The organism is Streptomyces sp. NBC_01241 (assembly GCF_041435435.1).
Taxonomy (GTDB): domain Bacteria; phylum Actinomycetota; class Actinomycetes; order Streptomycetales; family Streptomycetaceae; genus Streptomyces.
Genome location: NZ_CP108494.1, coordinates 2502560 through 2529103 on the forward strand (window position 1 = coordinate 2502560; position 26544 = coordinate 2529103).

21 protein-coding genes, 1 pseudogene and 1 riboswitch are annotated in these 26544 nt (G+C 70.8%); of the genes and pseudogenes, 14 read left to right on the forward strand and 8 right to left on the reverse strand.

Annotated elements, in window-relative coordinates; translation table 11 throughout:
- The first annotated feature begins 161 nt into the window (after positions 1-161).
- The gene (locus tag OG306_RS10885; protein WP_371665248.1) at positions 162-1637 is read left to right on the forward strand and encodes an extracellular catalytic domain type 1 short-chain-length polyhydroxyalkanoate depolymerase; all 1476 of its coding nucleotides are present in this window, start codon (positions 162-164) and stop codon (positions 1635-1637) included.
- Between the two features lie 174 nt (positions 1638-1811).
- Here the strand turns inward: OG306_RS10885 and OG306_RS10890 are convergent, their stop codons facing one another.
- The gene (locus OG306_RS10890; RefSeq protein ID WP_266745902.1) at positions 1812-2510 is read right to left on the reverse strand and encodes a tectonin domain-containing protein; all 699 of its coding nucleotides are present in this window, start codon (positions 2508-2510) and stop codon (positions 1812-1814) included.
- Positions 2511-2873: 363 nt separating this feature from the next.
- Between OG306_RS10890 and OG306_RS10895 the strand changes: the two genes are divergently transcribed.
- Positions 2874-3455: a hypothetical protein gene (locus tag OG306_RS10895; RefSeq protein ID WP_371665249.1), complete on the forward strand. Its 582-nt coding sequence runs from the start codon at positions 2874-2876 to the stop codon at positions 3453-3455.
- A 58-nt stretch (positions 3456-3513) separates the two neighbouring features.
- Here the strand turns inward: OG306_RS10895 and OG306_RS10900 are convergent, their stop codons facing one another.
- Complete coding sequence (locus tag OG306_RS10900; protein WP_266745904.1) at positions 3514-3918, reverse strand: nuclear transport factor 2 family protein; 405 nt, start codon at positions 3916-3918, stop codon at positions 3514-3516.
- A 416-nt stretch (positions 3919-4334) separates the two neighbouring features.
- Between OG306_RS10900 and OG306_RS10905 the strand changes: the two are divergent.
- Positions 4335-4634: pseudogene (locus OG306_RS10905) on the forward strand (glycosyltransferase family 2 protein); the annotation flags it as partial.
- A gap of 449 nt (positions 4635-5083) precedes the next feature.
- Here the strand turns inward: OG306_RS10905 and OG306_RS10910 are convergent.
- Together OG306_RS10910 and OG306_RS10915 are read right to left on the reverse strand one after the other, a co-directional pair.
- Positions 5084-5317 carry a ferredoxin gene (locus tag OG306_RS10910; protein WP_266745905.1) on the reverse strand — a complete coding sequence of 78 codons (234 nt, stop codon included), beginning with the start codon at positions 5315-5317 and terminating at the stop codon, positions 5084-5086.
- Positions 5317-6777, reverse strand: a complete 1461-nt coding sequence (locus OG306_RS10915) for an aldehyde dehydrogenase (protein ID WP_266745906.1) — start codon at positions 6775-6777, stop codon at positions 5317-5319. The genes OG306_RS10910 and OG306_RS10915 overlap by 1 nt, the downstream gene beginning before the upstream one ends.
- Positions 6778-7035: 258 nt before the next feature.
- Between OG306_RS10915 and OG306_RS10920 the strand changes: the two genes are divergently transcribed.
- The 7 genes from OG306_RS10920 to OG306_RS10950 all read left to right on the forward strand — a co-directional run bounded on the left by OG306_RS10920 (position 7036) and on the right by OG306_RS10950 (position 15073).
- Positions 7036-8088: an MBL fold metallo-hydrolase gene (locus OG306_RS10920; protein ID WP_266745907.1), complete on the forward strand. Its 1053-nt coding sequence runs from the start codon at positions 7036-7038 to the stop codon at positions 8086-8088.
- 183 nt (positions 8089-8271) lie between these two features.
- Positions 8272-8345: riboswitch (cobalamin riboswitch) on the forward strand.
- Between the two features lie 131 nt (positions 8346-8476).
- A complete protein-coding gene (locus OG306_RS10925; protein WP_327259337.1) occupies positions 8477-9751 on the forward strand; it encodes a prenyltransferase/squalene oxidase repeat-containing protein in 1275 nt (424 codons plus the stop codon).
- The gene (locus tag OG306_RS10930; RefSeq protein ID WP_371665250.1) at positions 9748-10491 is read left to right on the forward strand and encodes an SCO2322 family protein; all 744 of its coding nucleotides are present in this window, start codon (positions 9748-9750) and stop codon (positions 10489-10491) included. The genes OG306_RS10925 and OG306_RS10930 overlap by 4 nt, the downstream gene beginning before the upstream one ends.
- Complete coding sequence (locus tag OG306_RS10935) at positions 10488-11642, forward strand: energy-coupling factor transporter transmembrane component T (RefSeq protein ID WP_327259680.1); 1155 nt, start codon at positions 10488-10490, stop codon at positions 11640-11642. The genes OG306_RS10930 and OG306_RS10935 overlap by 4 nt, the downstream gene beginning before the upstream one ends.
- Entirely contained in the window at positions 11639-13369 is a 1731-nt protein-coding gene (locus OG306_RS10940) for an ABC transporter ATP-binding protein (protein ID WP_327259336.1), read from the forward strand. Before OG306_RS10935 ends, OG306_RS10940 begins: the two co-directional genes overlap by 4 nt.
- Positions 13366-14184 carry an ECF transporter S component gene (locus tag OG306_RS10945; protein ID WP_266745912.1) on the forward strand — a complete coding sequence of 273 codons (819 nt, stop codon included), beginning with the start codon at positions 13366-13368 and terminating at the stop codon, positions 14182-14184. The genes OG306_RS10940 and OG306_RS10945 overlap by 4 nt, the downstream gene beginning before the upstream one ends.
- A gap of 247 nt (positions 14185-14431) precedes the next feature.
- Positions 14432-15073 (forward strand): hypothetical protein, encoded by a 642-nt coding sequence (locus OG306_RS10950; protein ID WP_266745913.1) that lies wholly within the window; start codon positions 14432-14434, stop codon positions 15071-15073.
- A 66-nt stretch (positions 15074-15139) separates the two neighbouring features.
- Here OG306_RS10950 and OG306_RS10955 read toward each other — a convergent pair whose 3' ends face one another.
- On the reverse strand, positions 15140-16438 hold the full coding sequence (locus OG306_RS10955) for an alpha/beta hydrolase (RefSeq protein WP_266752158.1): 1299 nt from the start codon (positions 16436-16438) through the stop codon (positions 15140-15142).
- 107 nt (positions 16439-16545) lie between these two features.
- Complete coding sequence (locus tag OG306_RS10960) at positions 16546-17715, reverse strand: steroid 3-ketoacyl-CoA thiolase (protein WP_266745914.1); 1170 nt, start codon at positions 17713-17715, stop codon at positions 16546-16548.
- 281 nt (positions 17716-17996) lie between these two features.
- On the opposite strand from OG306_RS10960, the gene OG306_RS10965 reads away from it, so the two are divergent.
- Entirely contained in the window at positions 17997-19256 is a 1260-nt protein-coding gene (locus tag OG306_RS10965) for a cytochrome P450 (RefSeq protein ID WP_327259335.1), read from the forward strand.
- Between the two features lie 53 nt (positions 19257-19309).
- Complete coding sequence (locus tag OG306_RS10970; RefSeq protein WP_371665251.1) at positions 19310-20338, forward strand: AEC family transporter; 1029 nt, start codon at positions 19310-19312, stop codon at positions 20336-20338.
- A 159-nt stretch (positions 20339-20497) separates the two neighbouring features.
- Here the strand turns inward: OG306_RS10970 and OG306_RS10975 are convergent, their stop codons facing one another.
- Positions 20498-22492, reverse strand: coding sequence for a bifunctional glycosyltransferase 87/phosphatase PAP2 family protein (locus OG306_RS10975; RefSeq protein ID WP_371666226.1), 1995 nt, complete (start codon positions 22490-22492; stop codon positions 20498-20500).
- A 428-nt stretch (positions 22493-22920) separates the two neighbouring features.
- Here OG306_RS10975 and OG306_RS10980 point away from each other — a divergent pair, with 428 nt between their 5' ends.
- Positions 22921-23397, forward strand: a complete 477-nt coding sequence (locus OG306_RS10980; RefSeq protein WP_266745917.1) for a GNAT family N-acetyltransferase — start codon at positions 22921-22923, stop codon at positions 23395-23397.
- Between the two features lie 76 nt (positions 23398-23473).
- Here OG306_RS10980 and OG306_RS10985 read toward each other — a convergent pair whose 3' ends face one another.
- Positions 23474-25519 carry an MFS transporter gene (locus OG306_RS10985; RefSeq protein WP_266745918.1) on the reverse strand — a complete coding sequence of 682 codons (2046 nt, stop codon included), beginning with the start codon at positions 25517-25519 and terminating at the stop codon, positions 23474-23476.
- Between the two features lie 338 nt (positions 25520-25857).
- On the opposite strand from OG306_RS10985, the gene OG306_RS10990 reads away from it, so the two are divergent.
- Positions 25858-26520 (forward strand): HAD-IA family hydrolase, encoded by a 663-nt coding sequence (locus OG306_RS10990; protein WP_266745919.1) that lies wholly within the window; start codon positions 25858-25860, stop codon positions 26518-26520.
- Positions 26521-26544 lie beyond the last annotated feature (24 nt).

The window sequence follows — 26544 nt, forward strand, 5'->3', positions numbered from 1 at the left end:
GATGTCAACGCCGGCTGCCCACCGGTGCTCGCGGCGCAAGGGCGACGCCGCACATAGCGGGGCCCGAGGGATGTCAGCCCGCCCCATGGGCCGGGGCGGCCCGGACTCGTAGGTTCCGGCAACAGTCCGCACGCCCGCACGTTCCGAACAGGGAGGCCCCCGTGCGCTCATCGATCCTGCGACGCCTGTTCCGGCGCGTCGCCTCCACGGCCGCTCTCGCACTCGTCGCGGCGACGCTGAGCACCGTGGCGGCGGCGCGGCCGGCCGCTGCCGCCGGTGGCCTGGAGCAGGTGACCGGCTTCGGTACCAACCCGGGCAATCTGCAGATGTACGAGTACGCTCCCGCGGGTCTGCCCGCGAACGCGCCGCTGGTGATCGCCCTGCACGGCTGCACGCAGACCGCCGACGCCTACTACACCCATTCGGGCTGGCCGAAGTACGCCGATCTGTGGGGCTTCGCCGTGGTCTTCCCGCAGACCACGTCGGCCAACAACGCCCTGTCCTGCTTCGGCTGGTTCGACCCGGCCGAGGACACCAGGGGCAAGGGCGAGGCCGCCTCGATCGTGCAGATGGTGGAGTACGCGAGGCAGCAGTACGGCTCGGACGCGCGCCGGGTGTACGTCACCGGCCTGTCGGCGGGCGGCGGGATGACGGCCGACCTGCTGGCCGCGTACCCGGACGTGTTCGCGGGCGGCTCCGTGGCGTCGGGCCTGCCCGCCCAGTGCGCGACGAGCCAGTCGGCCGCGTCCGGCTGCCAGACGGGCCCGCAGAAGCTGACGGCCGCGCAGTGGGGCGACAAGGTGCGCGGCTCCTATCCCGGATACTCCGGCCCCTGGCCCCGCGTGGCGATCTGGCAGGGCACCTCCGACTACACCGTGTATCCCGCCAACGCCACGGCCCTGCGCGACCAGTGGACGGACGTCTGGGGCATCGGTCAGACCCCGTCGTCCACGGACACCCTCCCCGGGAACACGACCCGCAGCGTCTACAACGACGCCACCGGGAAGCCCGCCGTGGCGACGTACTCCATCTCCGGCATGGGCCACGGCCTCGCCGTCGGCCCCGGCTCCGGCACCGACCAGTGCGGGAGCACGGCGGCGTACTTCCTGAACACCATCTGCTCGACGTACTACACGGGCGTCTTCTGGGGCCTGGACCAGGGCCAGGGCACACCGGGCGGCGGTGACCAACTCCCCGCCCCGTCCGGCCTGCGGGTCACCGCCGTCACGGCGAACAGCGCCTCCCTGTCCTGGAACGCGGTCCCGGGCGCGGCCTCGTACACGGTCCACCGCAACGGTACGAAGGTCGCCTCCCCCTCCTCCACGACCTACACGGACACGGGCCTCACCGCCGGTACGGCCTACCAGTACACGGTGACGGCGGTCGACGGTTCGGGCACACCCGGAACGGCCTCGCCCCAGGTGACGGCGACCACGACCGGCGGTACGCCCGCCCAGTGCTTCACGGCGACCAACTACGCGCACGTCACGGCGGGGAGGGCGCACACCACGGGCGGATACACGTACGCGAACGGCTCGAACGAGAACATGGGCCTGTACAACGTCTTCGTCACCCACACGCTGCGGGAATCACCGGCGGGTCATTTCGTGATCGCGGACACCAGGTGCGCGACCTGAGCGGCGCCCGGTCCGCCGAGGGTCGACTCATTCGTCCTGCGCCGGAGTTCGGCACCCTTCGTCGCGCCCACCGGATCGGTGCCGTTCCGGACGGTGCGGTGTGACAGTGCCCGGTGGAAAGGAGGCGGGACCCATGCGATCCGGACATGGGCCCCTCGGAGCTGCTGTCCGAGCTCAGCTCGGCTGGTCTCCGGTGTAGCGGTAGATGGCTCCGTCGGAGTTGACGTGGTAGACGGTGCCGTCGGCGGCTACGCCGATGTCCACCGCCTTACCGGGGATGCCCACCCAGGGATTGGAGTCGTGCCCGGTGTACCGGTAGATCTGGCCCAGGGAATTCACACCCCAGACATGAGTCCTCGACCCGACGGAGATCCGGGTGAGACCACCGGAGACGGGAACCCAGTCCGTGGAACCCTGGTCCCCGGTGTAACGGTAGATGGCTCCGTCGGAGTTGACGTGGTAGACGGTGCCGTCGGCGGCTACGCCGATGTCCACCGCCTTACCGGGGATACCCACCCAGGGATTGGAGTCGTGCCCGGTGTACCGGTAGATCTGGCCCAGGGAGTTCACACCCCAGACATGAGTCCTCGACCCGACGGAGATCCGGGTGAGACCACCGGAGACGGGAACCCAGTCCGTGGAACCCTGGTCCCCGGTGTAACGATAGATGGCACCAGCGGAGTTGACGTGGTAGACGGTGCCATCGGCAGCTGCACCGATGTCCACCGCCCGGCCTGGGATACCCACCCAGGGATTGGAGTCGTGCCCGGTGTACCGGTAGATCTGGCCCAGGGAATTCACACCCCAGACATGAGTCCTGGACCCGACGGAGATCGTGGTGAGACCACCGGAGATGTTCTTCCAGTCAGCCATGTTCGTGTCCCCTTCACCTCGAACGTTGCAGAGGGAACTTGCTACTCGGCAGGGTCACCCAAACACCCAGATATACCGATTGGCTACAGAGATAATCCAAAAATCGCTGTTTGGGCATTTCCACCCCCTTGGTTCGCAAGGGAGGCGGCCCGCTCACCGCACAACCAGGAGGCCGGAATCGCCGTAACCCACAAGAGGCCGAGAACGACGTCCGGTTCACGTCCGAGCGCACATCGCCCTACTCCACGGTCGCAGCTCGAACAGCAGGGTCGCCGTCCGCCCCGGCAGGCTCTGGGAGCGAACCGGTTGCCCCTCACAGGCCGCGTGATGGAATAGCAGATCCTGAGCACGGTGGGGGAAGCAGTGACGGATCATAAGAGATCTCTTGTACGGGTAAGCGCGCTCCTGCTGGCGGCAGCTGTGGCCACAGGCTGCGCGGTCGGACCCGCCGCCGACGCGAAGGCCAAGCCCTCGAAGGCCCCCGAGATCGACACGGACACCGAGCCGCTGGCCACGCGCCTGCCGAAGCTCGGTCGGATCGTCTCGGCGCACTGGCAGCAAAAGGCCCCCGGCGCGGACAGTCGAGTGCCCGGCCCTACGGACCACCACGTCAGTGCCCTCATGAAGCTCGCCCCTGGCTCGGTGGCCGCCCTGACGGCGTCCACGCAGATGCAGCCGGCGGCCGTCGGGACCGAGCCCGAAAGCATCTCCATTCCCACCGAACTCACCGAGTTCGTACCGGCGGGGGCGCAGTGGGTGCACAGCAGAGTGCTCGACGAGAGCCTGGTGCGCGCCGACTCCGCAGAGCTCTACTTCGACCCGGCCTCGGACACCGTCTACCTCTCGGCCACCAACGTGCACCTGCCGAACGCCGTCACGGTCCACGTCGGCCCGGACGGCAACCAGGTAACCATCACGCCCACGCCGCCGGCACCTACGCCATGAACGACCTCCAGAGCCAGGCCACGTCCCGAGCCAGGACGTCGGCCACTTCGATGGTGGGTCAGGCCCTGGCGATATTCCTGCCCGGCATCGGCTCCGCGAGTGCTGTCCGCCATTCAGGCGCACCGAAGGCGTCCGCGAAGTACTGCGTCTCGTGCACCACGTGCCCGTGGGCAAATTCCATAATGCTCACCGAGTAGCTGGGCACCCCGTCGTACGTGATGACGCACTCGCTCACCCACAGATCCCCGCTGCCGACGATCCGTTGCACGGTGAAGTGCCGACTGGCCGGGTGCCCGCCACGTTGCGCCGAAATCGTCGCTCGGCCCCGGAATCGTTCACCTGACTGGGGGTAGTCGAGGATCGCGTCCGCAGCGTAGATGGCGTGCTCGGTTTCGGTATCCCCGCGTTCCGATGCCCGCCAGTGTTCCTCGAGTGCGGCCCTGGTCCGCGTATCAGGATCCATCGCATTGTTCCTTCTGCAGACGGCCGGAGCGATCCGGGGACCTGGGAACGCTTCGAGGCTTCCCCCCAGGATGCTGGGCCGTTGAACGTAAGTGGGCACCGGCGACAGCGCAGACCGCCCAACGCAGCGACCGGCTTCAGGACAGCTGCGGATCAAGATCGGACAACTCATGATGCATGGAAATGCTTGGTGCCCAGTCCGGCGACACGTTCAGGTGCGAACGCTTCCGCGGCGTGGGGCCGAGCGGTACCTTCTGCGCTGCTTGGCCTCGATCTTTCGTGACGGACCACCGGTTCACCTGGCGGCTCGTCACGAAGATTCGAGGTCAGGCTCGGCATCATGCCCAGGAAACCCCCCGTTTCCACAGCTCCCACGCTTGGCAATGTGATTCTCACGATGGGTGATCGCCCCGTCGATACCGGGCCGACCTGGTTCTCCGGCACCCCCGGACCTCCCCGGCCCGCCATGCGACCTACTACCGGAACGTTGCACGCAACCGGGTGTGGCTGGCCCGCCGGCACCTTCCCGCCGTTCTGGTTCCCGTCTATCCGGGGGTCTGGGCGCTGCTCACGATGGTGCGCCGCCCCCCGCTGTCCGGGCTCCGGGCATGGTGGGGCGGATCCTTCGAAGGCGTACGGACGCCGTGCCCGCCCCGGCGGCCGATGCACCGGCGCACGGTCTTGCGGACGACACGGCTGGGTCACCCACCCGTCATCCGACCGGATGGACGACCCGGGACCGGTCAGTTCAGGGTGGAATGCAGCGCACGCACGACCCTCATGACGTCATCGCCGGGTGGCAGGGCAGTGAACACTGCCGACCAGCGACACGGTCGGTGACCTGGAGAGGGCTGCATCTTCTAAGCGCCACGCAGGCAACTGCGCGGCAGGACCGGCTCTGGTTCCGGCTTCATCGGCTTTTGAGCAGGACGCAAGGCGGTCACCAACAGGACTGTTCCGGAGGGTGCGATCAGCATGGTCCAGACCGCGCTGACATGCATGGCGTGGATGAACGCGTCATCGGCAGCACGCGCCAGGGCGGGCTGGTGGGTCGTGGTGGCGGCATGCCGGGCCTGTTCCGCGGAGATCCCGCGCCTGGTCCTGCACCGGGCCGGCCGTCAGTGCATCGACTTCCGGCCCGTCGCCGCCCCCGTCCACTCCTGCGCCTACTCCTCCGGCGGGAAGACGGCCTCCCCCGAGCCGATCAGCGTGATCGTGATCGCCTCGACCGGGCACCCTTCGGCCGCGGCGAGGATCGTCTCGTTGGCGTCGGTCTCCGGGGCCGACGGGTGGGACTGCCGGGCGGAGTCCAGCGTGAATCCGCCCGGTGCCTGGTTCACGCACATCCCGGAGCCGATGCAGACCCCGCGGTCGACCTCGACGTTCCAGCGGTCCCCCATCACGCCCCCTCGTATCCGGCCGGCAGGTGGATCATCTTGTGCTCGAAGTACTCGGCGTATCCCTCGGGGCCGAACTCCCGTCCCAGGCCCGAGTTCTTGTAGCCGCCGAAGGGGCCGAGCATGTCGAGGCTGAAGGTGTTCACGCTGTACGTGCCCGTCCTGACCCGGCGGGCGACGTCGATGCCGCGCTCGGTGTCTGCGGTCCAGACGCTGCCGCTGAGGCCGTAGTCGGAGTCGTTGGCGATCCGTACGGCCTCGTCCTCGTCGCCGTACGGCAGGAGGCAGATGACCGGGCCGAAGATCTCCTCGCGGGCGACGCGCATGGAGTTGTCGACGTCGCCGAAGAGGGTCGGCTCGACGTACCAGCCCCGCTCCTGGGAGGCCGGACGGCCGCCGCCGGTAAGGATCTTGGCGCCCTCGTCCTGGCCGATCCGGATGTAGTCGAGCGAGCGCTGCTGCTGGCGTCGCGCGACGAGGGGGCCGAGTTCGGTGGCGGGGTCGAGCGGGTCGCCGACCTTCAGCGCACCCGCCGCGGCGGCGAACGCCTCGGCCGTCTCGTCGTAGCGGGAACGCGGCACGAGGATGCGGGTCTGGGCCACACACGCCTGGCCGTTGATCATCCAGGCGAAGGGGACGATGCCCGCGACGGCCGCGTCCAGGTCGGCGTCCGGGAGGATCACGGCGGCGGACTTGCCGCCCAGTTCCAGCGTGACGCGGGTGAGATTGCGGGAGGCGACCTCCATCACCCGGCGTCCCGCGGCCACGGACCCGGTGAACGACACCTTGTCGACGCCGGGATGCCCGACCAGGTACTCGCTGACCTCGCGGTCGGCCGGCAGGATCGACAGCACCCCCTCCGGCAGCCCCGCCTCGGCGACGATCTCGGCCAGGATGTAGGCGTCCAGGGGGGATTCGGGCGAGACCTTGAGCACGGCGGAGCAGCCGGCCAGCAGCGCGGGTGCGAGTTTGGCGGCGGCGGTGAACTGCGGGACGTTCCACGGCACCACGGCCGCGACCACCCCGACCGGCTCCCGGCGCACGAGCAGCGGCCCGAGCGCCCCGTTCCGGCGCTCCTCGTACGAGAAGCCGCGGGCGACGGTGATCGCCGCGTCCCACACCATCATCGCGGCGAGCGCCTGCACCATGACACTCGACGTGTACGGGGTGCCGTTCTCCGTACTGATGACCCGGGCGATCTCCTCGTACCGCGCGGCGAACGCGTCCTTGATCCGGGTGACCACCGCGATCCGCTCGTCCACGGTCATCCGCGGCCAGGGCCCCTCGTCGAACGCCCGTCGGGCGGCGGCGACGGCCCGGTCCACGTCCCCCTCGCAGGCATGCGGCACCCGGCCGATGACCTGTTCGGTGTGCGGGGAGATGACCTCGATGACATCCCGGCCCAGCGGATCGACCAACTCCCCGCCGATGAAAAGTTTTCCGTGTTCGACAAGCTCGGTCATGGCTGCTGCCTCCCGCGGCCCGGCACGTTACCCGACTCATTGTCTGACTCTGTGTCAGAACTGATACCAGTTCCAGTTCCAGGAGTCCACGGCCGTGACGAAGCCCGCCCGGGCACAACGGATCGCCCCTCACCGCCCCCGGCGCACGACGGGTGCGCACCGCCCGCGGACAGTCGACCGGCTACTACTGAAACAAGTTCTGGTTACAGTGGGCGCGGCGTACCACAACTGCACGCCGCCGAGAGAGAGATGGGGCCCATGACACAGGTGACCGCGCAGGTGACCGACCACGGCGGGGGCGTGCACAGCATCAAGGTCCCCATCCCGGACAATCCACTCGGCCACACCCTCGTGCACGTCCTCGACACCGATCGCGGGCCGGTCCTGATCGACACGGGCTGGGACGATCCGGAGGCGTGGGACACGCTCACCGCCGGGCTCGACGCCGTCGGGACGGGTGTCGGTGACATCCACGGGGTGGTCATCACCCACCACCACCCCGATCACCACGGGCTGTCCGGGCAGGTCCGTGAGGCGTCCGGGGCCTGGATCGCCATGCACGCGGCGGACGCGGCGATCGTGCGCCGGACCCGGGAGTCGGAACCGGGCACCTGGCTGAAGTACCTGGTGGCGAAGCTCACCGCGGTCGGTGCGCCCGAGGAGCATCTCGCGCCGTTGCGGGCCGCCGCGGCGGACGGGGGGCGGATGCGGACCCTGCCGGGGCTGCGGGCCGCGCTTCCGGACCGGGAGATCGTCCCCGGGGAGCTCCTCGATCTGGCGGGGCGCACGCTGCGGGCCATCTGGACGCCGGGGCACACGCCCGGCCATGTCTGTCTGCATCTGGAGGAGGAGCATCCGGGCAATCTGCCGGGGCGGGGGAGGCTCTTCTCGGGCGATCATCTGCTGCCGGGGATCAGCCCGCACATCGGGCTGTACGAGGACCCGGACGACACGACGGTCACCGACCCCCTCGGCGACTACCTCGACTCGCTGGAGCGCATCGGCGGGCTCGGGGCCGCGGAGGTGCTGCCCGCCCATCAGTACGCGTTCGCGGATTCCGCGGGGCGCGTACGGGAACTCCTGGACCACCACGAGGACCGGCTGACCGGGCTGCTCGCGCTGCTGGCCACACCGCTGACTCCGTGGGAGCTGGCCGAGCGGATGGAGTGGAACCGGCCCTGGGAGCAGATCCCGCACGGTTCGCGGAACATCGCCGTCTCGGAGGCCGAGGCGCACCTGCGGCGGCTGGTGAAGCTGGGGCGCGCGGAGGCGGTGGCGGGGAGCGAGCCGGTGACGTACATCGCGGTGTGACCACCCGGCGAAGGAAGTCCACCCCGTGACGTACGTCGCGGGGTGACCATCCGGCCACGAGGGCCCGCACCGGACGTACGTCACGGTGTGACCACCCGGCAGCGGGGGCCCGCGCCGCTACCGGCCCGGAGCCCGTCCGGAGCCGCCCGGTAGAGTGTGCGAGTCGTCATCATGCCCGTTCAGGGGGAAGCCGGTGCAAATCCGGCACTGACCACGCAGCCGTGAACCGTCGTCCAGGACGGTGAGTCGGAATGCCCTGTCTGCGGTCGTGACCGGCTCGCGGCCACCGGAACCCCGGTGGTCGGCACCGTCGAGGTATACGGGGCCGGAGCCTGGTGCGTGAGCGTGCCTGTGCCCGGATCCCCCCGCAGGAGAGGCCCCGCCCGCCATGACCGTACGCCGCAGAGCAGCAACGCTCGCCGCCACCGCCACCGTGCTCTGTGCGGCCGCTGCCCCGGTCGCGATCGCAGCGCCGTCCCCGTCGCCCTCGCCGTCCGCCGCCCTGCCGTCCGGGCTGTACGGCACGAAGGACCCCACCTACGACGGTGTCTGGCGGCAGTCGCTGGCCTTCCTCGCCCAGCGGGTCGAGGGCGTCACGCCCGCCGCGAAGGCGGTGGACTGGCTGATCGCCCAGCAGTGCTCCAACGGCGCCTACGCCGCGTACCGGCCCGACGTCTCCCAGCCGTGCACCGACAAGACCATGCTGGACACCAACGCCACCGCGGCCGCCGTCCAGGCGCTCGTCGAGGTGGGCGGGCACCGGGAGACCGTGAACGACTCGGTCCGCTGGCTGAAGTCCATGCAGAACGAGGACGGCGGCTGGGGCTACGCCGCGGGCGCGGCCAGCGACGCCAACTCCACCTCGCTGGTGATCGGCGCCCTCGCCCGGCAGGGCCAGCGGCTCGGTGACATCACCACCCCCGGCGGCAAGACCCCCTACGACCCGCTGCTGGCGCTCGCGATCCCGTGCGGCGGCAAGGACGGCGGTGCCTTCGCCTACCAGCCCGACAAGGCCGGGAAGCTCGCCGCCAACGCGGACGCCACCGCGGCCGCCGTGCTCGGCACGATGGGCAAGGCCCTGGCCGTCGGGAACAACACCTCGTCCAAGGCGCCCAGCTGCCATCCCGGCTCCGGTCTCACGCCCGAGCAGGCCGCCCAGAACGGCGCCCACTTCCTCGCAGGTGCCCTCGCCACCAGCGGTCACCTCGACCTGGCGCCGATGCCCGGCGCCCCCGACTCCACCCCGCAGCCCGACTTCGGCAACACCGCGGACGCGGTCGTCGCGCTGTCCGCCGCGGGCCACCAGGACGAAACCACCAAGGCCATGACCTGGCTGAAGAAGAACTCCGGGGCCTGGGCCGAGCAGGGCGGCCCCGCCGCCTACGCGCAGCTGATCCTGGCCGCGCACGCGGCCGGCGCCGACGCCCGCCACTTCGGCGGCGTCAACCTCGTCGACCGGCTGAACGCGACCGGTCCCGCGCCCGCGGCCATCACGACGCCCGACCCGGCCGCCGACACCGGGTACGTGGCGACGGAGAAGGACGCGGTCCACAGCGGCGACGACGTGATCGGCGGTGTGTGGTGGTACGTCGGCATCGGTCTCGTCGTCGGTGCGGGCGCCGGCTTCCTGATCAGCGGCCGCCGGAAGAACCAGCAGCTGTGAGGCGGGCGGGAAGGGCCGCCGCTCTCCTGGTGGTCCTGAGCGCCGTCCTGGCCGTGCTCGGCGCGGGGACGGCCCAGGCGGCGGGCTACCGGTACTGGTCGTTCTGGGAGGGCTCCGGCACCGGCTGGACGTACGCCACCCAGGGCCCGTCCCTGGTCCGGCCGGACGACGGCGCGGTGCAGGGCTTCCGCTTCGCGGTGAGCAAGGACTCCCAGGACGCGGCGAAACCGCGCCACTCCCCCGACTTCGCGAAGATCTGCGCGGACACCCCGGCCAAGGACGGCAGCAAGCGGGTCGCGCTGGTCGTCGACCCGGGCACGGCGGCGGACGCCCCGGCCGGCGAGACGCCGCCCGCGTCGCGTACCGCGTGCGCGCAGGTCGCCCCGGACGCCAGCACCGCGGAGGCGCTCGCCTCGGTGGCCAAGCCGCTGCGCTACAGCAGCGCCGCGCTGCTCTGCGCCATATCCGGCTATCCCGGCTCCGGCTGCGGCGAACAGGTCTCGGGCGACGGGCACGGGACGCCCGCCGCCTCCGGATCCGCGGCTCCCGCCGAGTCCGCCGGGTCCTCCGCTTCCGCCGGGTCCGCCGCGTCCTCCGCTTCCGCCGTCGGCGGCTCCAGCGGCTCCGGTGGATCCGGCGACTCCGGTGGCGGTCCGTCCGTCGGGGTGCTCCTCGGTGTCGGCGCCGTACTCGTCCTCGGCATAGCCGCGGTCGCACAGGCCCGCCGCCGCCGCGGATGACCGCCCCGACCACCGGCCCGGTCCGGCCGCGCCGCCCGCTGCGCGCCCCCGGGGCGACCCGTAGCAACGCGCTGCCCGCCGGGGCCTGGTGGCTGTGGGCGCTCGGCCTCGCCACCGCCGCGTCCCGGACCACCAATCCGCTGCTGCTCGGACTGCTGGTGGCGGTGGCGGGCTATGTGGTCGCGGCGCGGCGTACGGACGCGCCGTGGGCCCGTTCGTACGGGGCCTTCATCAAGATCGGGCTGTTCGTCGTCGGTGTGCGGCTGGTCTTCTCCGTCTTCCTCGGTTCGCCGATCCCCGGCACGCATCCGCTGTTCACCCTCCCCGAAGTGCCGCTGCCCGACTGGGCGAAGGGGGTCAGGATCGGTGGCCGGGTCACCGCCGAGCAGCTGCTCTTCGCGCTGTACGACGGTGCGAAGCTGGCGACCCTGCTGATCTGCGTCGGCGCCGCGAACTCGCTCGCCAACCCGGCCCGGCTGCTGAAGTCGCTGCCGGGTGCGCTGTACGAGGCGGGGGTCGCCGTCGTCGTCGCGATGACGTTCGCGCCGAACATGGTCGCCGATGTGGTGCGGCTGCGCACCGCACGGCGGCTGCGGGGCCGCCCGACCGGCGGTATCAAGGCGGTCCTCCAGATCGGACTGCCGGTCCTGGAGGGCGCGTTGGAGCGGTCCGTCGCGGTGGCGGCCTCGATGGACGCGCGCGGATACGGGCGCAGCGCCCAGGTCCCGCCCGCCGTCCGGCACACCACGAACGCCCTCACGCTCGGCGGGCTGCTCGGGGTGTGCGCGGGTACGTACGGGCTGCTGGCCGCGCAGGGCGCGGTGTACGGCCTGCCGCTGCTCGTCGCCGGGCTGGTCGCCGCGCTGGCCGGACTGCGGCTCGGCGGGGCCCGCTCGGTCCGTACCCGCTACCGGCCCGACCGGTGGGGTGCGCGGGCCTGGCTGGTGGCGGGTTCGGGAATCGCCGTGGCCGTGGCGATGATCTGGGCGGGCGGTGTCGACGCGGAGGCGCTGCACCCCGGCGTCGTACCGCTGACCGCGCCGGTGCTTCCGCTGTGGCCCGCGGCCGCGGTGCTGATCGGGCTGCTGCCCGCGGTGGTGGCGCCCGTGCCGCCGTCGCCGGGCGCCCCGCGTTCCAAGGAGATCGAGTGATCCGGTTCGAGCAGGTCTCGGTGCAGTACGAGGGGACGGAGCGGCCCACCCTCTGCGGGGTCGATCTGACCGTGCCCGAGGGCGAGTTGGTGCTGCTCGTCGGCCCGTCCGGGGTCGGCAAGTCGACGCTGCTGGGCGCCGTTTCCGGTCTCGTGCCGCACTTCACCGGCGGTACGCTGCGCGGCCGGGTCACGGTCGGCGGGCGCGACACCCGTACCCACAAACCACGTGAACTCGCCGATCTGGTCGGCACGGTGGGCCAGGACCCGCTGTCCCACTTCGTCACCGACACGGTCGAGGACGAGCTGGCGTACGGGATGGAGTCGCTGGGGCTGGCTCCCGGCGTGATGCGGCGGCGGGTCGAGGAGACCCTGGACCTGCTGGGTCTGGCCGGGCTGCGCGACCGGCCGATCGCCACGCTCTCGGGCGGCCAGCAGCAGCGGGTCGCGATCGGCTCGGTCCTCACCCCGCACCCGAAGGTCCTGGTCCTCGACGAGCCGACGTCCGCGCTGGACCCGGCGGCGGCCGAGGAGGTCCTCGCCGTGCTGCAGCGGCTGGTGCACGACCTGGGCACGACGGTCCTGATGGCGGAGCACCGGCTGGAGCGGGTGGTGCAGTACGCGGACCAGGTCGTCCTGCTGCCGTCGCCGGGCGCCGCCCCGGTCATGGGCGCGCCCGCGGACATCATGGCCGTCTCCCCGGTCCACCCGCCGGTCGTCGCACTGGGGCGGCTGGCGGGCTGGGAGCCCCTGCCGCTCTCGGTCCGCGACGCCCGACGCCGGGCGTCGGACCTGCGCGAGCGGCTGGCGCGGGCACAGCTGCCCGCCCCGTCACCCGTGCCGGCCGGGGCGGCCGTGACCCCGCTGCCCTCCGCCCCTGCCACCGCCGCCGTACGGCGCGGTGTGCTCGCCCGGCTGCTGGGCCGCGGCGCACCCACCACCACCGCTTCCGAGCCGGTCGTCGTCGATGCCCCGGCGCGGGTCGAGCGGCTCGGCGTACGGCGCGGGCGCGTCGAGGCGCTGCGCCGGGTGACGCTCGCCGTCGCGGCCGGCGAGACCGTCGCCCTGATGGGCCGCAACGGTGCGGGCAAATCCACCCTGCTGGCCACGCTCGTCGGCATGGTCGAGCCCACCACGGGCACCGTCCTCGTCGGCGGCCGGACCCCGCACCGTACGCCGCCGCGCGACATGGTGCGCCGGGTCGGGCTCGTACCGCAGGAACCACGCGACCTGTTGTACGCGGACACGGTCGCCGCCGAGTGCGCCGCGGCCGACGCCGACGCGGGCGCCGGCGCGGGCAGCTGCCGAGCCCTGGTCTCGGAGCTGCTGCCCGGCGTGCCGGACGACGCCCATCCCCGTGATCTTTCCGAGGGCCAGCGCCTCGCGCTCGCCCTGGCCGTCGTGCTGACCGCGAGGCCCCCGCTGCTGCTCCTGGACGAGCCGACCCGCGGCCTGGACTACGCGGCGAAGGCCCGGCTGGTCGGGGTGCTCCGCGGCCTCGCGGCCGAGGGCCATGCGATCGTCCTGGCCACGCACGACGTCGAGCTCGCCGCCGAGCTGGCGCACCGGGTGGTGATACTCGCCGACGGGGAGACCGTCGCGGACGGGGAGACCCGGCAGGTGGTGGTCTCCTCGCCGGCCTTCGCCCCGCAGACCGCGAAGATCCTCGCCCCGCAGGAGTGGCTGACCGTGGCGCAGGTGCGCGGCGCGCTGGGAGCCGCGTCGTGAGCGGGAACCGGACGCGGCCGGTACGGCTCGGGCCGCGCGCGATCGCCGCGCTCGTCCTCATCAGCGCGATCGGCGTGGTCGCGTTCGGCTGGCCGCTGCTGGCCGGTGCCGACTCCGGCCTGGCGCACTCCCAGGACGCGCCGTGGCTGTTCGCCGCGCTGCTGCCGCTGCTGGTCGGCGTGGTCGTCGCGATGATCGCGGACTCCGGCCTCGACGCGAAGGCCGTGGCGATGCTGGGGGTACTGGCCGCGGTCGGCGCCGCGCTGCGCCCGCTGGGCGCGGGCACGGCGGGGCTGGAACCGATGTTCTTCCTGATGGTGCTGAGCGGCCGGGTGCTGGGGCCCGGCTTCGGCTTCGTGCTGGGCTCGGTGACGATGTTCGCGTCCGCGCTGCTCACCGGTGGGGTGGGGCCGTGGATGCCGTTCCAGATGCTGTCGATGGGCTGGTTCGCGATGGGCGCGGGCCTGCTGCCGGGCCCGGACCGGCTGCGCGGACGGGCCGAGCTGCTGATGCTCGCGGTGTACGGGTTCGTGGCGGCGTTCGCGTACGGCACGGTGATGAACCTGTACGGCTGGACGATCGTGCCAGGACTCGGCTCGGGGATCTCCTTCCACCCGGGGGACCCGCTGCCGCAGAACCTCGTCCGCTTCCTCGCCTATTGCACGGCCACGTCGCTCGGCTGGGACCTCGGCCGGGCCGTGCTCACCGTGGTGCTGACCCTGACCATCGGCGCGACGCTGCTGAAGGCGCTGCGCCGGGCCACGCGCCGCGCCGCCTTCGAGGCCCGGGTCACATTCGACGCCCCCGGCGAGTGAGGACTCCCACAGGCCCTCGGTCCTCGACGAAGCGGGGTAGTAGTCGCCGGACCGGGTACCGGCCCCCAGCAAATGGACAATTTCATATAACTTGGCGATCTTAATTACTCGTTGGTCCATTTAGGCGCTTTTTGGCCCGCTGTCCGTGTCCGTCGGCCTCCGAAGCGTTGTCACGTACGTGGAACCTCGTGAATTCTGGGATCGGAACACTGTTCTGGCGGAAGCTTTTTGCGCCAGCGACGAACGCATGCGCCTGGCACAGGCGTTGCTCGACGAGGCGCAGGCAGAGCGGAGCAGGATGCTCGCGGCGTTCGCCGTCACGGTCGGCGACGACGGCTCGATCGCGGACTTGATGGGCCTGAACGAGCGCGAAGTGCGATTGGCACGACGTACGGTGGGCCGCGGTGACGCGCGGTCCCTCGCCGAGGAGCTCCTGAACCGGCCCGTTCAAGCGGTGCGGGCGGTGGCGGACGAACCCCCTTCCGTACCCGAGGCCCCCGTACCGCATCCGCGTGAAGAGGCGCCCGTCGCACCGCTCGTCGCCCCGCTCGCCGCATCACCGGATACGCCACCGGTCCCGGCCCCGGTCCCTCTCCCGGTGCCGCCCGCCGAGGTGGACAGCCCCGTCTTCTGGTCGCCCAGCATGGACTCCGTGCTGCTGTGGAGCTGGGAGTCCGGTCTCGACGTACAGACGGTCGCCGCCGAACTCGGCCTGGACGTACGGGCACTGCTGACGCGCGTCCAGGAGCTCGCCAACGACGGACGGCTCACGCTCTCGACCCCGGTCCCCGAGGTTCCCCGGTCCGGGCGCCATCGCCGCCAGCACGAAGAGGGATACGCCACCCTGTTCGGCCCCACCGCCACCTTTCCCACCCACGTGCCGTACTGAGCGGCACGTCCGCCCCTCGCCGCGGCGGCATGGATCCGACCGGCAGCGCCCTCGCCGCCCTCGGGTTCAGGACCGCGCGGCGACCGCGTCGAACCACCGCACGATCTGCGGCCCCGACTTCATGTACGTCGCGTTGTGGTCGGTCGAACCCTGGTCGACCACCGGTGCGGCGACGCCGTGCGCGGCCAGATCGGAGGCGCAGTCACGGGCGTTGGCGATCGGCACGTCGGCGTCGCCGGACGAGGAGTAGAGGCGTACGGGGACGTCCGGCTTCCAGGCACAAGTGCCGTCCTGGGCGCGTACCGCGGCCAGGAGAGCGCCGGTGGGGTGCTGGACCTGCCGGTAGTAGTCGTCGGTGAGCAGTTCCTTCAGCGTCGCGGGCAGCGCCGGGATGATCTGCTCCTCGGTGTGGTTGGTGTCGAAGAGGTCGTCGACGATTCCCGCGTACGGCTCCCGGAACGCCTCCGAGGGGTCCTTGTACAGCGGGTGGAGCCTGTTCTGCGCGGTGAGGAAGTAGGACATGTAGAAGATGCCGCTGATGTCGTTGACCCTGCCGTCGAACAGGGCGGGCATTTCGGCGTGCTCGATGTCGTACGGGCCCGAGACAGGCGCGAGGGCGCGGAGCCGGAAGTGCCGGTCGACGCCGTTGTCGAGGGCCCTGCCCAGCGCCATCGCGACCTGGCCGCCCTGGGAGAAGCCGCTGGCGTACACGTCGCCGGTGAGCGGGCGGTCCAGGCGCAGCGCGGCGGTGCGGGAGGCCCGCAGCATGTCGACGGAGGCGGTGACGGAGGACTTCGTGTCCATGTACGGGTGGCGGCCCGGGCCCTTGCCGAGGCCCAGGTAGTCGGGGGCGGCGACGGCGCGGCCCGCGGAGGCGTGGAGGTAGGGCGCGAAGCGGCCGAAGTCCTCGCCGACGGAGGGTGCGTAGTCGCGGTGGGCCATCGTGCCGTGGGTGTCGGAGACCAGGTCCAGGCGGTGCGGGCCGCCTTTGGGGAGCGCGAGGAGGCCGGTGGCGGTGGTGGGTGCGCCCTGGGGCGTGATGGTGCGGTAGGTGAGGCGGTAGGCGCGCAGGCCGTGCCGGACGGTGTCGGTGTCCATCCCTCCGGAGACCAGGAAGCGTGCGACATCGGCACGGTCGAGGTCGGCCACGGGGGTGATGTCCAGCAGGGTGCCTCTGCCGTGCGCCTCGGCCGAGCGGGACGACACTCCGGTGGCGTCGGCGGGCTGTTGGGCGGCGACCGGTGCGGTGCCGAGTGCGGCGAGGACCACCACGGCCGCGGCCGTCACCCTTCGGCGGGCGGTGCGGCGACGCTTGCGGGCTTCCCAAGTGGTGCTGTCTGTGCGGTTGGTGTTGTCCATGGCCATGACGCTATGCAGCCGCACGCGACGCCGGTACCGGCCTGGACACCCGGCCGGAGGTACACCTGGCAACACCTCCGGTCCGGGGCCCTGCCCGCCGGACGGGCCGCGCGTCACAGTCGCTGGATGATCGTCCCCGTCGCCAGCGCGCCGCCCGCGCACATCGTGATCAGTGCGAACTCCTTGTCGCGGCGCTCCAGTTCGTGCAGGGCCGTGGTGATTAACCGGGCCCCGGTGGCGCCCACCGGGTGGCCGAGCGCGATGGCGCCGCCGTTGACGTTGACCTTTTCGAGGTCCTGTCCGAAGACCTGGGTCCAGCTCAACACCACCGAGGCGAACGCCTCGTTGATCTCGACGATGTCGATGTCCTTGAGCGACATCCCTGCCTTGCCGAGCACCGCGCGGGTCGCGTCGACCGGTCCGTCGAGGTGAAAGTGCGGGTCGGCGCCGACCAGTGCCTGTGCGACGATCCGGGCGCGCGGCTTGAGCTTGAGCGCGCGCGCCATCCGTTTGGACGCCCACATGATCGCGCAGGCGCCGTCGGATATCTGCGAGGAGTTGCCCGCGGTGTGGACCGCGGTGGGCATGACCGGCTTGAGCCGGCCGAGCCCCTCCATCGTGGAGTCCCGCAGCCCCTCGTCCCGGTCGACCAGGCGCCACATGCCCTGTCCGGCCGCCTGTTCCTCCTCGGTGGTCGGCACCTGGACCGCGTACGTCTCCCGTTTGAACCGTTCCTCGGCCCAGGCGACGGCCGCGCGCTCCTGCGAGATCAGCCCGAGCGAGTCGACGTTCTCCCGGGTCAGTCCGCGTTTGCGGGCGATGCGTTCGGCGGCCTCGAACTGGTTGGGCAGGTCCACGTTCCACTCGTCGGGCCAGGGCTTGCCCGGTCCGTGCTTGGAGCCGCTGCCCAGCGGCACCCGTGACATGGCCTCGACGCCGCAGCTGATCCCGATGTCGATGACTCCGGCCGCGACCATGTTGGCGACCATGTGGGAGGCCTGCTGCGAAGAGCCGCACTGGCAGTCCACGGTGGTGGCGGCGGTCTCGTACGGAAGGCCCACGGCGAGCCAGGCGTTGCGGGCCGGGTTCATCGACTGTTCGCCGGCATGGGTGACCGTTCCGCCGACGATCTGTTCGACGCAGTCGGCGTGAATGCCGGTGCGGCCGAGGAGTTCTCGATAGGTCTCGCCCAGCAGATAGGCGGGATGCAGATTGGCGAGCGCGCCTCCGCGCTTGCCGATGGGCGTGCGTACGGCTTCGACGATGACGGGTTCCGCAGCCATGAGCTCGTCCTCTCCTCACACTTCCGCAGGGGCGTCCCGGCGCCCGCGGAAGGAACTAGTACGCGTTCTAGTTCTCCGTGCAGTCTTATGAGGCTTACCCCCGGTACGCAAGGGTCGTGCACGCACCTTGCGTCCACTTCATGCCTGCCTCACCCACTCTTCACGCAACAGATCGGGCCACCCCTCTTGCCAGTTGTAGAACTCGTTACTACCTTTCGGGCAACTTCTGATGGGTCGTCAGACATCTTTCGGGCGGCTCTCGGACCGACCTGGAGTTGCCGATGCCCTGCCCCCATCTGCCCGAAGGGTTCGACTTCACCGACCCCGATCTGCTCCAAGCCCGCATACCGCACCCCGAGTTCGCGCAGATGCGGCAGACCGCACCGGTCTGGTGGTGCACCCAGCCGGCCGGTATCTCCGGTTTCGACGACGAGGGCTACTGGGTCGTCACCCGGCACGCGGACGTCAAGTACGTCTCCACACACCCCGAGTTGTTCTCCTCGAACACCAACACCGCGGTCATCCGCTTCAACGAGTCGATCGACCGTGACCAGATCGAGGTCCAGAAACTGATCATGCTCAACATGGACCCGCCCGAGCACACCCGGGTCCGCCAGATCGTCCAACGGGGTTTCACCCCACGGGCGATCCGCTCCCTGGAGCAGGCCCTGCGCAGTCGCGCCCGCTCGATCGTCGAGACGGCGCTCACCGCGGCCGACGACGACGGCTCCTTCGACTTCGTCACGAACATCGCCGTCGAACTGCCGCTCCAGGCCATCGCCGAACTCATCGGCGTACCGCAGGAGGACCGGTCCAGGATCTTCGACTGGTCCAACAAGATGGCCGCGTACGACGATCCGGAGTACGCGATCACCGAGGAGGTCGGCACCGAGGCGGCCATGGAGATCGTCTCGTACTCGATGAACCTGGCGGCCGCCCGCAAGGAGTGCCCGGCCAAGGACATCGTCTCCCAGCTGGTCGCCGCGGAGGGGCAGGGGAACCTCTCCTCCGACGAGTTCGGCTTCTTCGTGATCCTGCTCGCCGTCGCCGGTAACGAGACCACCCGTAACGCCATCAGTCACGGCATGCACGCCTTCCTCACCCACCCCGACCAGTGGGAGCTCTACAAGAGGGAACGGCCGGACACGACCGCCGAGGAGATCGTCCGCTGGGCCACCCCCGTGGTCTCCTTCCAGCGGACCGCCACCCAGGACGTCGAACTGGGTGGGCAGCAGATCAAGAAGGGCGACCGGGTCGGGATGTTCTACTCCTCGGCCAATAACGACCCCGAGGTCTTCGAGAACCCGGAGACCTTCGACATCTCCCGTGATCCCAACCCGCACCTCGGCTTCGGAGGCGGCGGTCCGCACTTCTGCCTCGGCAAGTCCCTTGCCGTGATGGAGATCAACCTGATCTTCAACGCGATCGCCGATGTGATGCCGGACCTGCGGCTGGTCGGCGACCCGCGGCGGCTGCGCTCGGCATGGCTCAACGGGATCAAACAGCTCCAGGTCAGCACCGCCGTCGACGCCGTGCACTGACTGCGCACCCCGCCCGAACCCCCGGCGGGGAAGCGCACAACAGCGCGAGGATCATGGCGGGCATGCACGCCCTGCTCTCCGCCTTCGCCCCCATCTGGATACTCACTGCGATCGGCTACACGGTCGGCCGCAGTGGTCTCCTCGGGGAGCAGGCGGAGGCCGTGCTCGGCCGGTTCGTCTTCCATGTGGCCATGCCCGCCGCCCTGTTCAGCATGGTTTCCGGGGCGCGTCTCGACGCCTTCGCCAACTCCTCGATGGTGGCCTTCGCGGCAGGTACGGCGCTGGTCTGCGGTCTCGGCTTCGTGGTCTCGGGCCGGCTCTTCGGCCGGGGCACGGCCGACCGGGCGATCGGCGGCATGGCGTCCGGCTACGTCAACTCCGCCAACCTCGGTATTCCGGTGGCGGTACAGGTGCTCGGCGACGCGTCGTTCGTCGCTCAGATCATCCTGTTCCAGGTGCTGTTGGTCTCTCCGGTGATCCTGACACTGCTGGACACGGGGGCGGGCGCGTGGGCAGGGCCAGGCGCGGGCTCCGGGAAGGGATTGGTGTTCCGGCGGATGCTGACGATGCCGGTGCGCAACCCCGTCATCATGGCCTCGCTGCTGGGTGTCGTCGTCTCCGCGCTCGGACTGCGACTGCCGCACGCCCTCGCCCACTCCTGCGACGTCCTCGGCGCCGCCGCCGTACCGACGGCCCTGATCACGCTGGGGCTGTCCCTGAACGTCCGCCCGGCGACCGGTGTTCCGGCAACGCAGCGCGCGGAGCCCTGCAGTGAGCGTGCGGAGCCCGACGGGGCCGGGGTGCGTACGAAACGTGCGGAGGTCGTCGTGGCCGTCGCGCTCAAGACGCTGGTCCAGCCCCTGATCGCCTTCGCCGTCGGCGGCCCGCTGCTGGGTCTGCCGGACCATCAACTGCTGGCCGTCGTACTCTGCTCCACGCTGCCGACCGCTCAGAACGCCTTCATCTACGCCCAGCAGTACGGCCTGGACACCCGCCTGGCCCGCGACTCCGTGGTGGTCTCGACGGTGGTGTCCATGGCAACGCTGTCCCTCGCCACCTGGGCCCTGGGGACGTCCTCCTGAGCCGTTCGGCTCCGCTGAGCCGTTCGAGCGGCGGACCCGGGCCGATGGGCGGATGCTGGTCGGGCGGCGATCCATGCCGAAGGGGGACGGAACGACGGTTTCGTCCCGGCACTCCTTCGGCGTCTCAGGGCTTCGTGCGCCCTGCCGACTTCGTGCGCCCTACAGGCCCTGGCTCTGATGCTGCTTGCCGGCCACCGCGTCGCCCGTCGGTCTCGGTACCGGCACCGAAACGGCCAGGTCGTCGTGCGGTTTCTCCGCCGTCGGCACAGCCGGCAACCACAGTTTCCGGGGCCCCGACAGGACGTGGGTCAGCCCGAAGCCGAGCGCGACGACAGCCGCACCGCCCACCGCGTCCAGCACCCAGTGATTGGCCGTGGCGATGATCGCGGAGACCGTGAACAGAGGGTGCAGCAGCCCCAGCGCCTTCATCCACGGCTTCGGGGCCAGCATGACGACGACCACGCCGCACCAGAGCGACCAGCCGAAATGCAGCGAGGGCATCGCCGCGTACTGATTGGTCATCTCGGTCAGCGCTCCGTAGTCCGGCTTCGCGAAGTCCTGGACGCCATGGACCGTGTCGATGAAACCGAGCCCCGGCATCAACCGCGGCGGGGCCAGCGGGTAGAGCCAGAAGCCGACCAGTGCGAGAAGCGTGGCGAAGCCGATGGAGCTGCGGACCCAGCGGTAGTCGGCGGGGCGTCGTACGTACAGCACACCGAGAATCGCCAGCGGCACGATGAAGTGGAACGTCGAGTAGTAGTAGTCGAAGAAGGCCTTCAGCCAGCCGGCCTCGACGACCGCGTGGTTGGCCCAGTGCTCGATGTCGATGTGCAGCCACTGTTCGAGGGAGTGGATCTGACGGCCGTGGTGTTCGGCGGTGGCGCGGCCCGCCGTCGCCGCGAGCCTGACCTGCGCGTACGCGGAGTACACGACCCTGATCAGGAGCAGTTCCAGCAGCAGGTTGGGCCGGCTGAGCACCCGCCGCCAGAACGGCAGCAGCGGAACGCGGCGCCAGCGGGCCGGAACCGGGTCCGCGTAGTCGGTCGGGATCGGCCGCTGCCAGTACGGCGAGGTGCGCGGCAGGAACGGTGCCGCGCAGGCCGCGCCGAGTGCCACGATCAGCAGCACGTTGTCGCGCAGGGGGAAGACCGCGGCCATGTTCGGCAGCAGCATCTTCCCCGGCAGCGTGATCACGAGCACCACCACCACCGGCCACACCAGCCGGTCGGAGGCCCGCTTGCCGACCCGGCCGACCACGGCGAGCAGCACCCACAGCAATTGGTGCTGCCAGGCGGTCGGCGAGACCGCGACGGTGACGCAGCCGGTCACGGCGACGGCGAGCAGCAGCTGCCCGTCGCGGGCGTACCGTACGGCGCGACGCAGCCCGAGGTAGCAGACGGCGGCCGCCAGCACCACGAACAGCACGATTTCGAGCGGGCCCGCCAGACCGAACCGGAGCAGCGCACCGTGCAGGGACTGGTTGGCCAGGCTGTCCGGATTGTCACCGAGCCCGGCGCCCGCGACATGGTGCACCCAGTAGGTCCACGAGTCGCTCGGCATCGCGGCCCAGGCCAGGGCCGTGCAGGCGGCGAACGCGGTGCCGCCGGTCACCGCGGCCCGTCGGCGGCCGGTGAACCAGAGCAGGACCGCGAAGAGCAGTACGGTCGGCTGGAGCGCGGCCGCGATCCCGATCAGGAGGCCCGAGGCGCGTTCCCCGCGGACCGCGAAACAGGCCAGCAGCACCAGCAGGACCGGCAGGATGCTGGTCTGCCCGAGGTGGAACGTGTTACGGACCGGCAGGGACAGCATCAGCAGGCTGATCGCGACCGGGGCGGCCGGCAGTGAGGTACGACGGGCGACCGGGCCCGGCAGCGCGCGGGCGGCGACGACACCCAGGGCGGCGACGAGCAGCAGCGAACCGAAGGTCCAGGCGACGCCCAGGCTCTGTTCCGCCGTCCGGGTCAGTGGCTTCAGCACGAGTCCGGCGAACGGGGTGCCGGTGAACCGGTCGCTGGCGTACAGCGAGCCCGTCACATGCAGGACGCCGTTCTCACCGATCCAGGTCTCCAGATCGGTGAGCCGTTCCCCCGGCGGCTGTCGCAGCACCACCGCCATCTGCCGTACGGCCAGAGCGGCCACAACCAGCCAGAGCAGGGCCCGGGCGGCCCCGGTCCTCGCCCCCGTCGCCTCGTCTCCGCGCACACTGTGCTCCGCATTCGCCACGCTGAGCCGACCCTCCCGCCGTTTCTGTACTCGTCCCTCGACCTGGGCGTGCTGTGAAACCTTCGCATTGCGCTATGGGGTAGACACAATCAACCCCCTCTTCGCCTGACTGTCATCCTCCTTTTTCGAAAGAAAGACCGAAAGCCACTCATGCCGGGACGGTCCGGGCCAGTACGAGCCGGTCCCGGCCGACGCCCCCGGCCGGGACCGGAACCGAAACCGGAACCGGATCGGTGGTGTCCGCGTCCTTTCCCGTGCTGGTGCGGGTGGTGGTCCTGCGAATCCGACGGCACCGGCCGGTGGTGACCGCGAAACAATGGGATCGCTCCTGCGATCACGCTCAGGTCAGAATGACCGGCATGACCTGGACCATGACCCCCGAACCCTTCGACTCCCCCGATGCCGCGCTGCTGCGCCGGGACTACTACGCCGAGGTCGCCGGCCGCTACTGGGGGCGGCCCGCGACCGCCGAGGAGATCGACGAGGGGCTCACCGACGACGGCGCCGACCGGCTCGTTCCATCCACCGGCCAGTTCGTCGTCGGCCGGTTCGAGGGGAAACCGGCGGCCTGCGCCGGGCTGCTGGTGGTGGACGCGGACATCGCGGAGGTGACCCGGGTGTTCGTACGCCCCGCATACCGCGGTACGGGCGGCGGCGGGCTGCTCCTGACGGCCGTCGAGAGCGCGGCGCGCGCCTTCGGCATACGCGCGGTCAGGCTCGACACCCGCAATGACCTCGTCGAGGCACGGGGGCTGTACGCCAAGCACGGCTATCGGGAGGTCCCGGCGTTCCACCGGCGGCAGTACGCGGAGCACTGGTTCGCCAAGGAGCTCTAGGGTCTTTCGTTTGGATCACGCCGGCTCGCGTGGCGGGCACGATCCGAACGAAAGACCCCAGGTGTCTACGGACGACTCACGCGGGTCCGGCCGCGTGGTCCCGCTTCGGCTCGGGGCAGTGGGGCCGTTCCCTGGTCGACCCGCCCGTCTCTGCGGTCAGCTCCGCCACGAGCCGTACCAGGTCGGTCGGCCGCTCCGGCCCCCACCAGTCGCCCAGCAGCTCGGCCATCGAATCCTCACGGGCCTTCGCCAGCTCCACCACGGCTTCCTCGCCGGTCTCGGTGAGCACCAGCTGTATCCCCTCGCGCCGGACCAGTCCGCGCTCCTCCAGCTGACGCGCCGCCTCGCTGACCACCCGCAGCGGAACCGGGGCGACGTCGGCGAGCATGGCCGGTTCGACCGTGCCGTGCCGCCGTATCCGCAGCAGCATCCAGCTCGCCGCGGGCAGCAGGTCGTACCCCGCCCTCTTGGTGATCTTCACGTAGACCTCGCGGCGGCCTTCTCGGGTGGCGAGCACCGAGAGGGCCCGGGCGCATTCGTCGTACGAGGACCGCTCGACCGGGTTCGTCGCCAGGGTCTCGGTGGGCTCCGGCGCGGTCACCGAGCCGCGCAGCTTGTCCTCCTTGAGGAACCAGGCGAAGGCGAAGGCGACCACCACGACGGGGGCCGCGTACAGGAACACGTCGGTGATCGACGTCGAGAATGCGTGGAGCACCAACGGCCGTAGCGCGGGCGGCAGTTTGCCGATGGCGCGTGGGTCCGCGGCCAGCCCCTCGGCGCCGGCCCCGGAAGGCAGGGTGCGGCCGGCCAGCACCGCGGTCAGTTTGCCGATGAGCCGGTTGGTGAAGATCGTGCCGAAGACGGCGACACCGAACGAGGCGCCGATGGAGCGGAAGAAGGTGGCTCCGGAGGTGGCGACGCCGAGATCCTCGTACGTGACGGCGTTCTGCACGACCAGCACCAGGACCTGCATCACCAGACCGAGTCCGGCCCCGAAGACGAAGAAATAGACGCTCATCTCCAGGGTGCTGCTGGTCTCCGTGAGCCGGTGCAGGAGCTGCAGTCCGATCGCGGTGATACCGGTGCCCGCGATCGGGAAGACCTTCCAGCGGCCGGTGCGGCTGACGATCTGCCCGGACACGGTCGAGGTGAGGAGCAGACCGGCCACCATCGGGAGCATGTGCACACCGGACATCGTCGGCGTGATGCCGTGCACCACCTGCAGGAAGGTCGGCAGATAGGTCATCGCGCCGAACATCGCGAAACCGACCACGAAGCTGATGACGGCGACGAGGCTGAAGGTCCTGATCCGGAACAGTTTCGGCGGAATGACGGGCTCCGCGGCGCGGCGCTCCACCTGCACGAAGGCGATCAGCAGCAGCACGCTCAGCACGGCGAGACCGATGATCTGCGCCGAGCCCCAGGCCCAGGTGGTGCCGCCGAGCGAGGCCACGAGGACGAGGCAGGTGGCGACGGAGGCGATGAGGAAGGTGCCGAGGTAGTCGATGGTGTGCTTCGTACGGTGGACCGGGATGTGCAGGACTGCGGCGATCACGAGGAGCGCGACGACGCCGACCGGCAGGTTGATGTAGAAGACCCAGCGCCAGCTGAGGTGTTCGGTGAAGAAGCCGCCGAGGAGCGGCCCGAGGACGCTCGTCGCACCGAAGACCGCACCGAACAGGCCCTGGTACTTGCCGCGTTCGCGTGGCGCGACGATATCGCCGACGATCGCCATCGAGAGCACCATGAGGCCGCCGCCGCCGAGGCCCTGAAGTGCGCGGAAGCCGATGAGCTGCGGCATGTTCTGGGCAACGCCGCAGAGCGCCGAGCCGATGAGGAAGATGACGATGGCGGTCTGGAAGAGCTTCTTGCGCCCGTACTGGTCGCCGAGCTTGCCCCAGAGCGGGGTCGCGGCGGTCGACGCCAGCAGGTAGGCCGTGACCACCCAGGAGAGGTGTTCCAGGCCGCCGAGGTCGCTGACGATGGTCGGCAGCGCGGTGGAGACGATGGTCTGGTCGAGTGCGGCCAGAAGCATGCCGAGGAGCAGCGCACCGATGGCCACCATGACCGACCGCGTGGAGCGGCCCTCGCCGGGGGCCGGGGGGCTCGGATGCTGGGCCATGGAATATCTCCTCGGGTCCGCTACATCCCCATCCTGGCCGTTCCGCACGGTTATGGCCTGCCGAACGGGACCGGCGGGAGTCGGCTCGGGAGCCGCGGGAGGACCCGCGAGGGCTACGGCGACCTGCGGGCGGCATCCGGCCCGACGATCGCGATCCACCCGGATTGGCTTTCCCGGACAGGTTTTTGTATCGTGATGGAACAAAGTAGCCTCCGCCCGCCACCCCCTGACCGGCGGGCGAGGCTGCTTGTTTCTCTTTCCTGCGACATGTCCCCCTCGCCCCCTCCCCCTTGTTTCTGCGTTTCCCCCCACCCCGTTCCTCGCTCTGGAGCCCGCCCATGCCGGCCACCGTCCTCACAGCTCGCGCCCTCCTTCTGGACATGGATGGCACCCTCGTGAACTCCGACGCCGTCGTGGAGCGCTGCTGGCGACGTTGGGCGCTGCGGGAGGGGCTGGACCCGGAGGCCGCACTCAAGGTGGTTCACGGGCGGCAGGGGTACGCCACGATGGCGGTGCTCCTCCCGGACCGCCCCATGGAACAGAACTACGCGGACAACCGGGCGATGCTCGCCGAGGAGACCGCCGACACCGACGGCGTCGCGCCCGTCGCCGGCGCGCCCGCTTTCATGGACGCGATCGCGGCGCTCCCGCACGCCCTGGTCACCTCGGCCGACGCCGCGCTGGCCCGGACCCGGATGACCGCGTCCGGGCTGCGGATGCCCGCCACCCGCGTGACCGCCGAGAGCGTCGGCGCCAGCAAGCCGGACCCCGAGGGCTTCCTCAAGGGAGCCGCCGAGCTGGGCTTCGCCCCGGCGGACTGCGTCGTCTTCGAGGACTCGGAGGCGGGAATCGCGGCCGGCCGGGCGGCGGGCATGCGCGTCGTGGGTGTCGGCCCGCGGGCCGCGGCACTCTCCCCCGACGCGCACGTCGAGGACCTGACGCGCCTCCGGGTGGAAGCGGCGGCCGACGGTTCGATCCGGCTGCACATCAGCGCGCGATAGCCACCCTTCGGCAACCCGGCCCCA

Excerpts from the sequence above, each read along its gene's own strand:
- OG306_RS10915 (WP_266745906.1), bottom strand. The coding sequence starts at position 6,777 with ATGACCGAGCTTGTCGAACACGGAAAACTTTTCATCGGCGGGGAGTTG.
- OG306_RS10980 (WP_266745917.1), top strand. The coding sequence starts at position 22,921 with ATGACCTGGACCATGACCCCCGAACCCTTCGACTCCCCCGATGCCGCG.
- OG306_RS10965 (WP_327259335.1), top strand. The coding sequence starts at position 17,997 with ATGCCCTGCCCCCATCTGCCCGAAGGGTTCGACTTCACCGACCCCGAT.
- OG306_RS10900 (WP_266745904.1), bottom strand. The coding sequence starts at position 3,918 with ATGGATCCTGATACGCGGACCAGGGCCGCACTCGAGGAACACTGGCGG.
- OG306_RS10935 (WP_327259680.1), top strand. The coding sequence starts at position 10,488 with ATGACCGCCCCGACCACCGGCCCGGTCCGGCCGCGCCGCCCGCTGCGC.
- OG306_RS10890 (WP_266745902.1), bottom strand. The coding sequence starts at position 2,510 with ATGGCTGACTGGAAGAACATCTCCGGTGGTCTCACCACGATCTCCGTC.
- OG306_RS10955 (WP_266752158.1), bottom strand. The coding sequence starts at position 16,438 with ATGGCCATGGACAACACCAACCGCACAGACAGCACCACTTGGGAAGCC.
- OG306_RS10970 (WP_371665251.1), top strand. The coding sequence starts at position 19,310 with ATGGCGGGCATGCACGCCCTGCTCTCCGCCTTCGCCCCCATCTGGATA.
- OG306_RS10990 (WP_266745919.1), top strand. The coding sequence starts at position 25,858 with ATGCCGGCCACCGTCCTCACAGCTCGCGCCCTCCTTCTGGACATGGAT.
- OG306_RS10950 (WP_266745913.1), top strand. The coding sequence starts at position 14,432 with ATGCGCCTGGCACAGGCGTTGCTCGACGAGGCGCAGGCAGAGCGGAGC.
- OG306_RS10960 (WP_266745914.1), bottom strand. The coding sequence starts at position 17,715 with ATGGCTGCGGAACCCGTCATCGTCGAAGCCGTACGCACGCCCATCGGC.
- OG306_RS10985 (WP_266745918.1), bottom strand. The coding sequence starts at position 25,519 with ATGGCCCAGCATCCGAGCCCCCCGGCCCCCGGCGAGGGCCGCTCCACG.
- OG306_RS10925 (WP_327259337.1), top strand. The coding sequence starts at position 8,477 with ATGACCGTACGCCGCAGAGCAGCAACGCTCGCCGCCACCGCCACCGTG.
- OG306_RS10920 (WP_266745907.1), top strand. The coding sequence starts at position 7,036 with ATGACACAGGTGACCGCGCAGGTGACCGACCACGGCGGGGGCGTGCAC.
- OG306_RS10910 (WP_266745905.1), bottom strand. The coding sequence starts at position 5,317 with ATGGGGGACCGCTGGAACGTCGAGGTCGACCGCGGGGTCTGCATCGGC.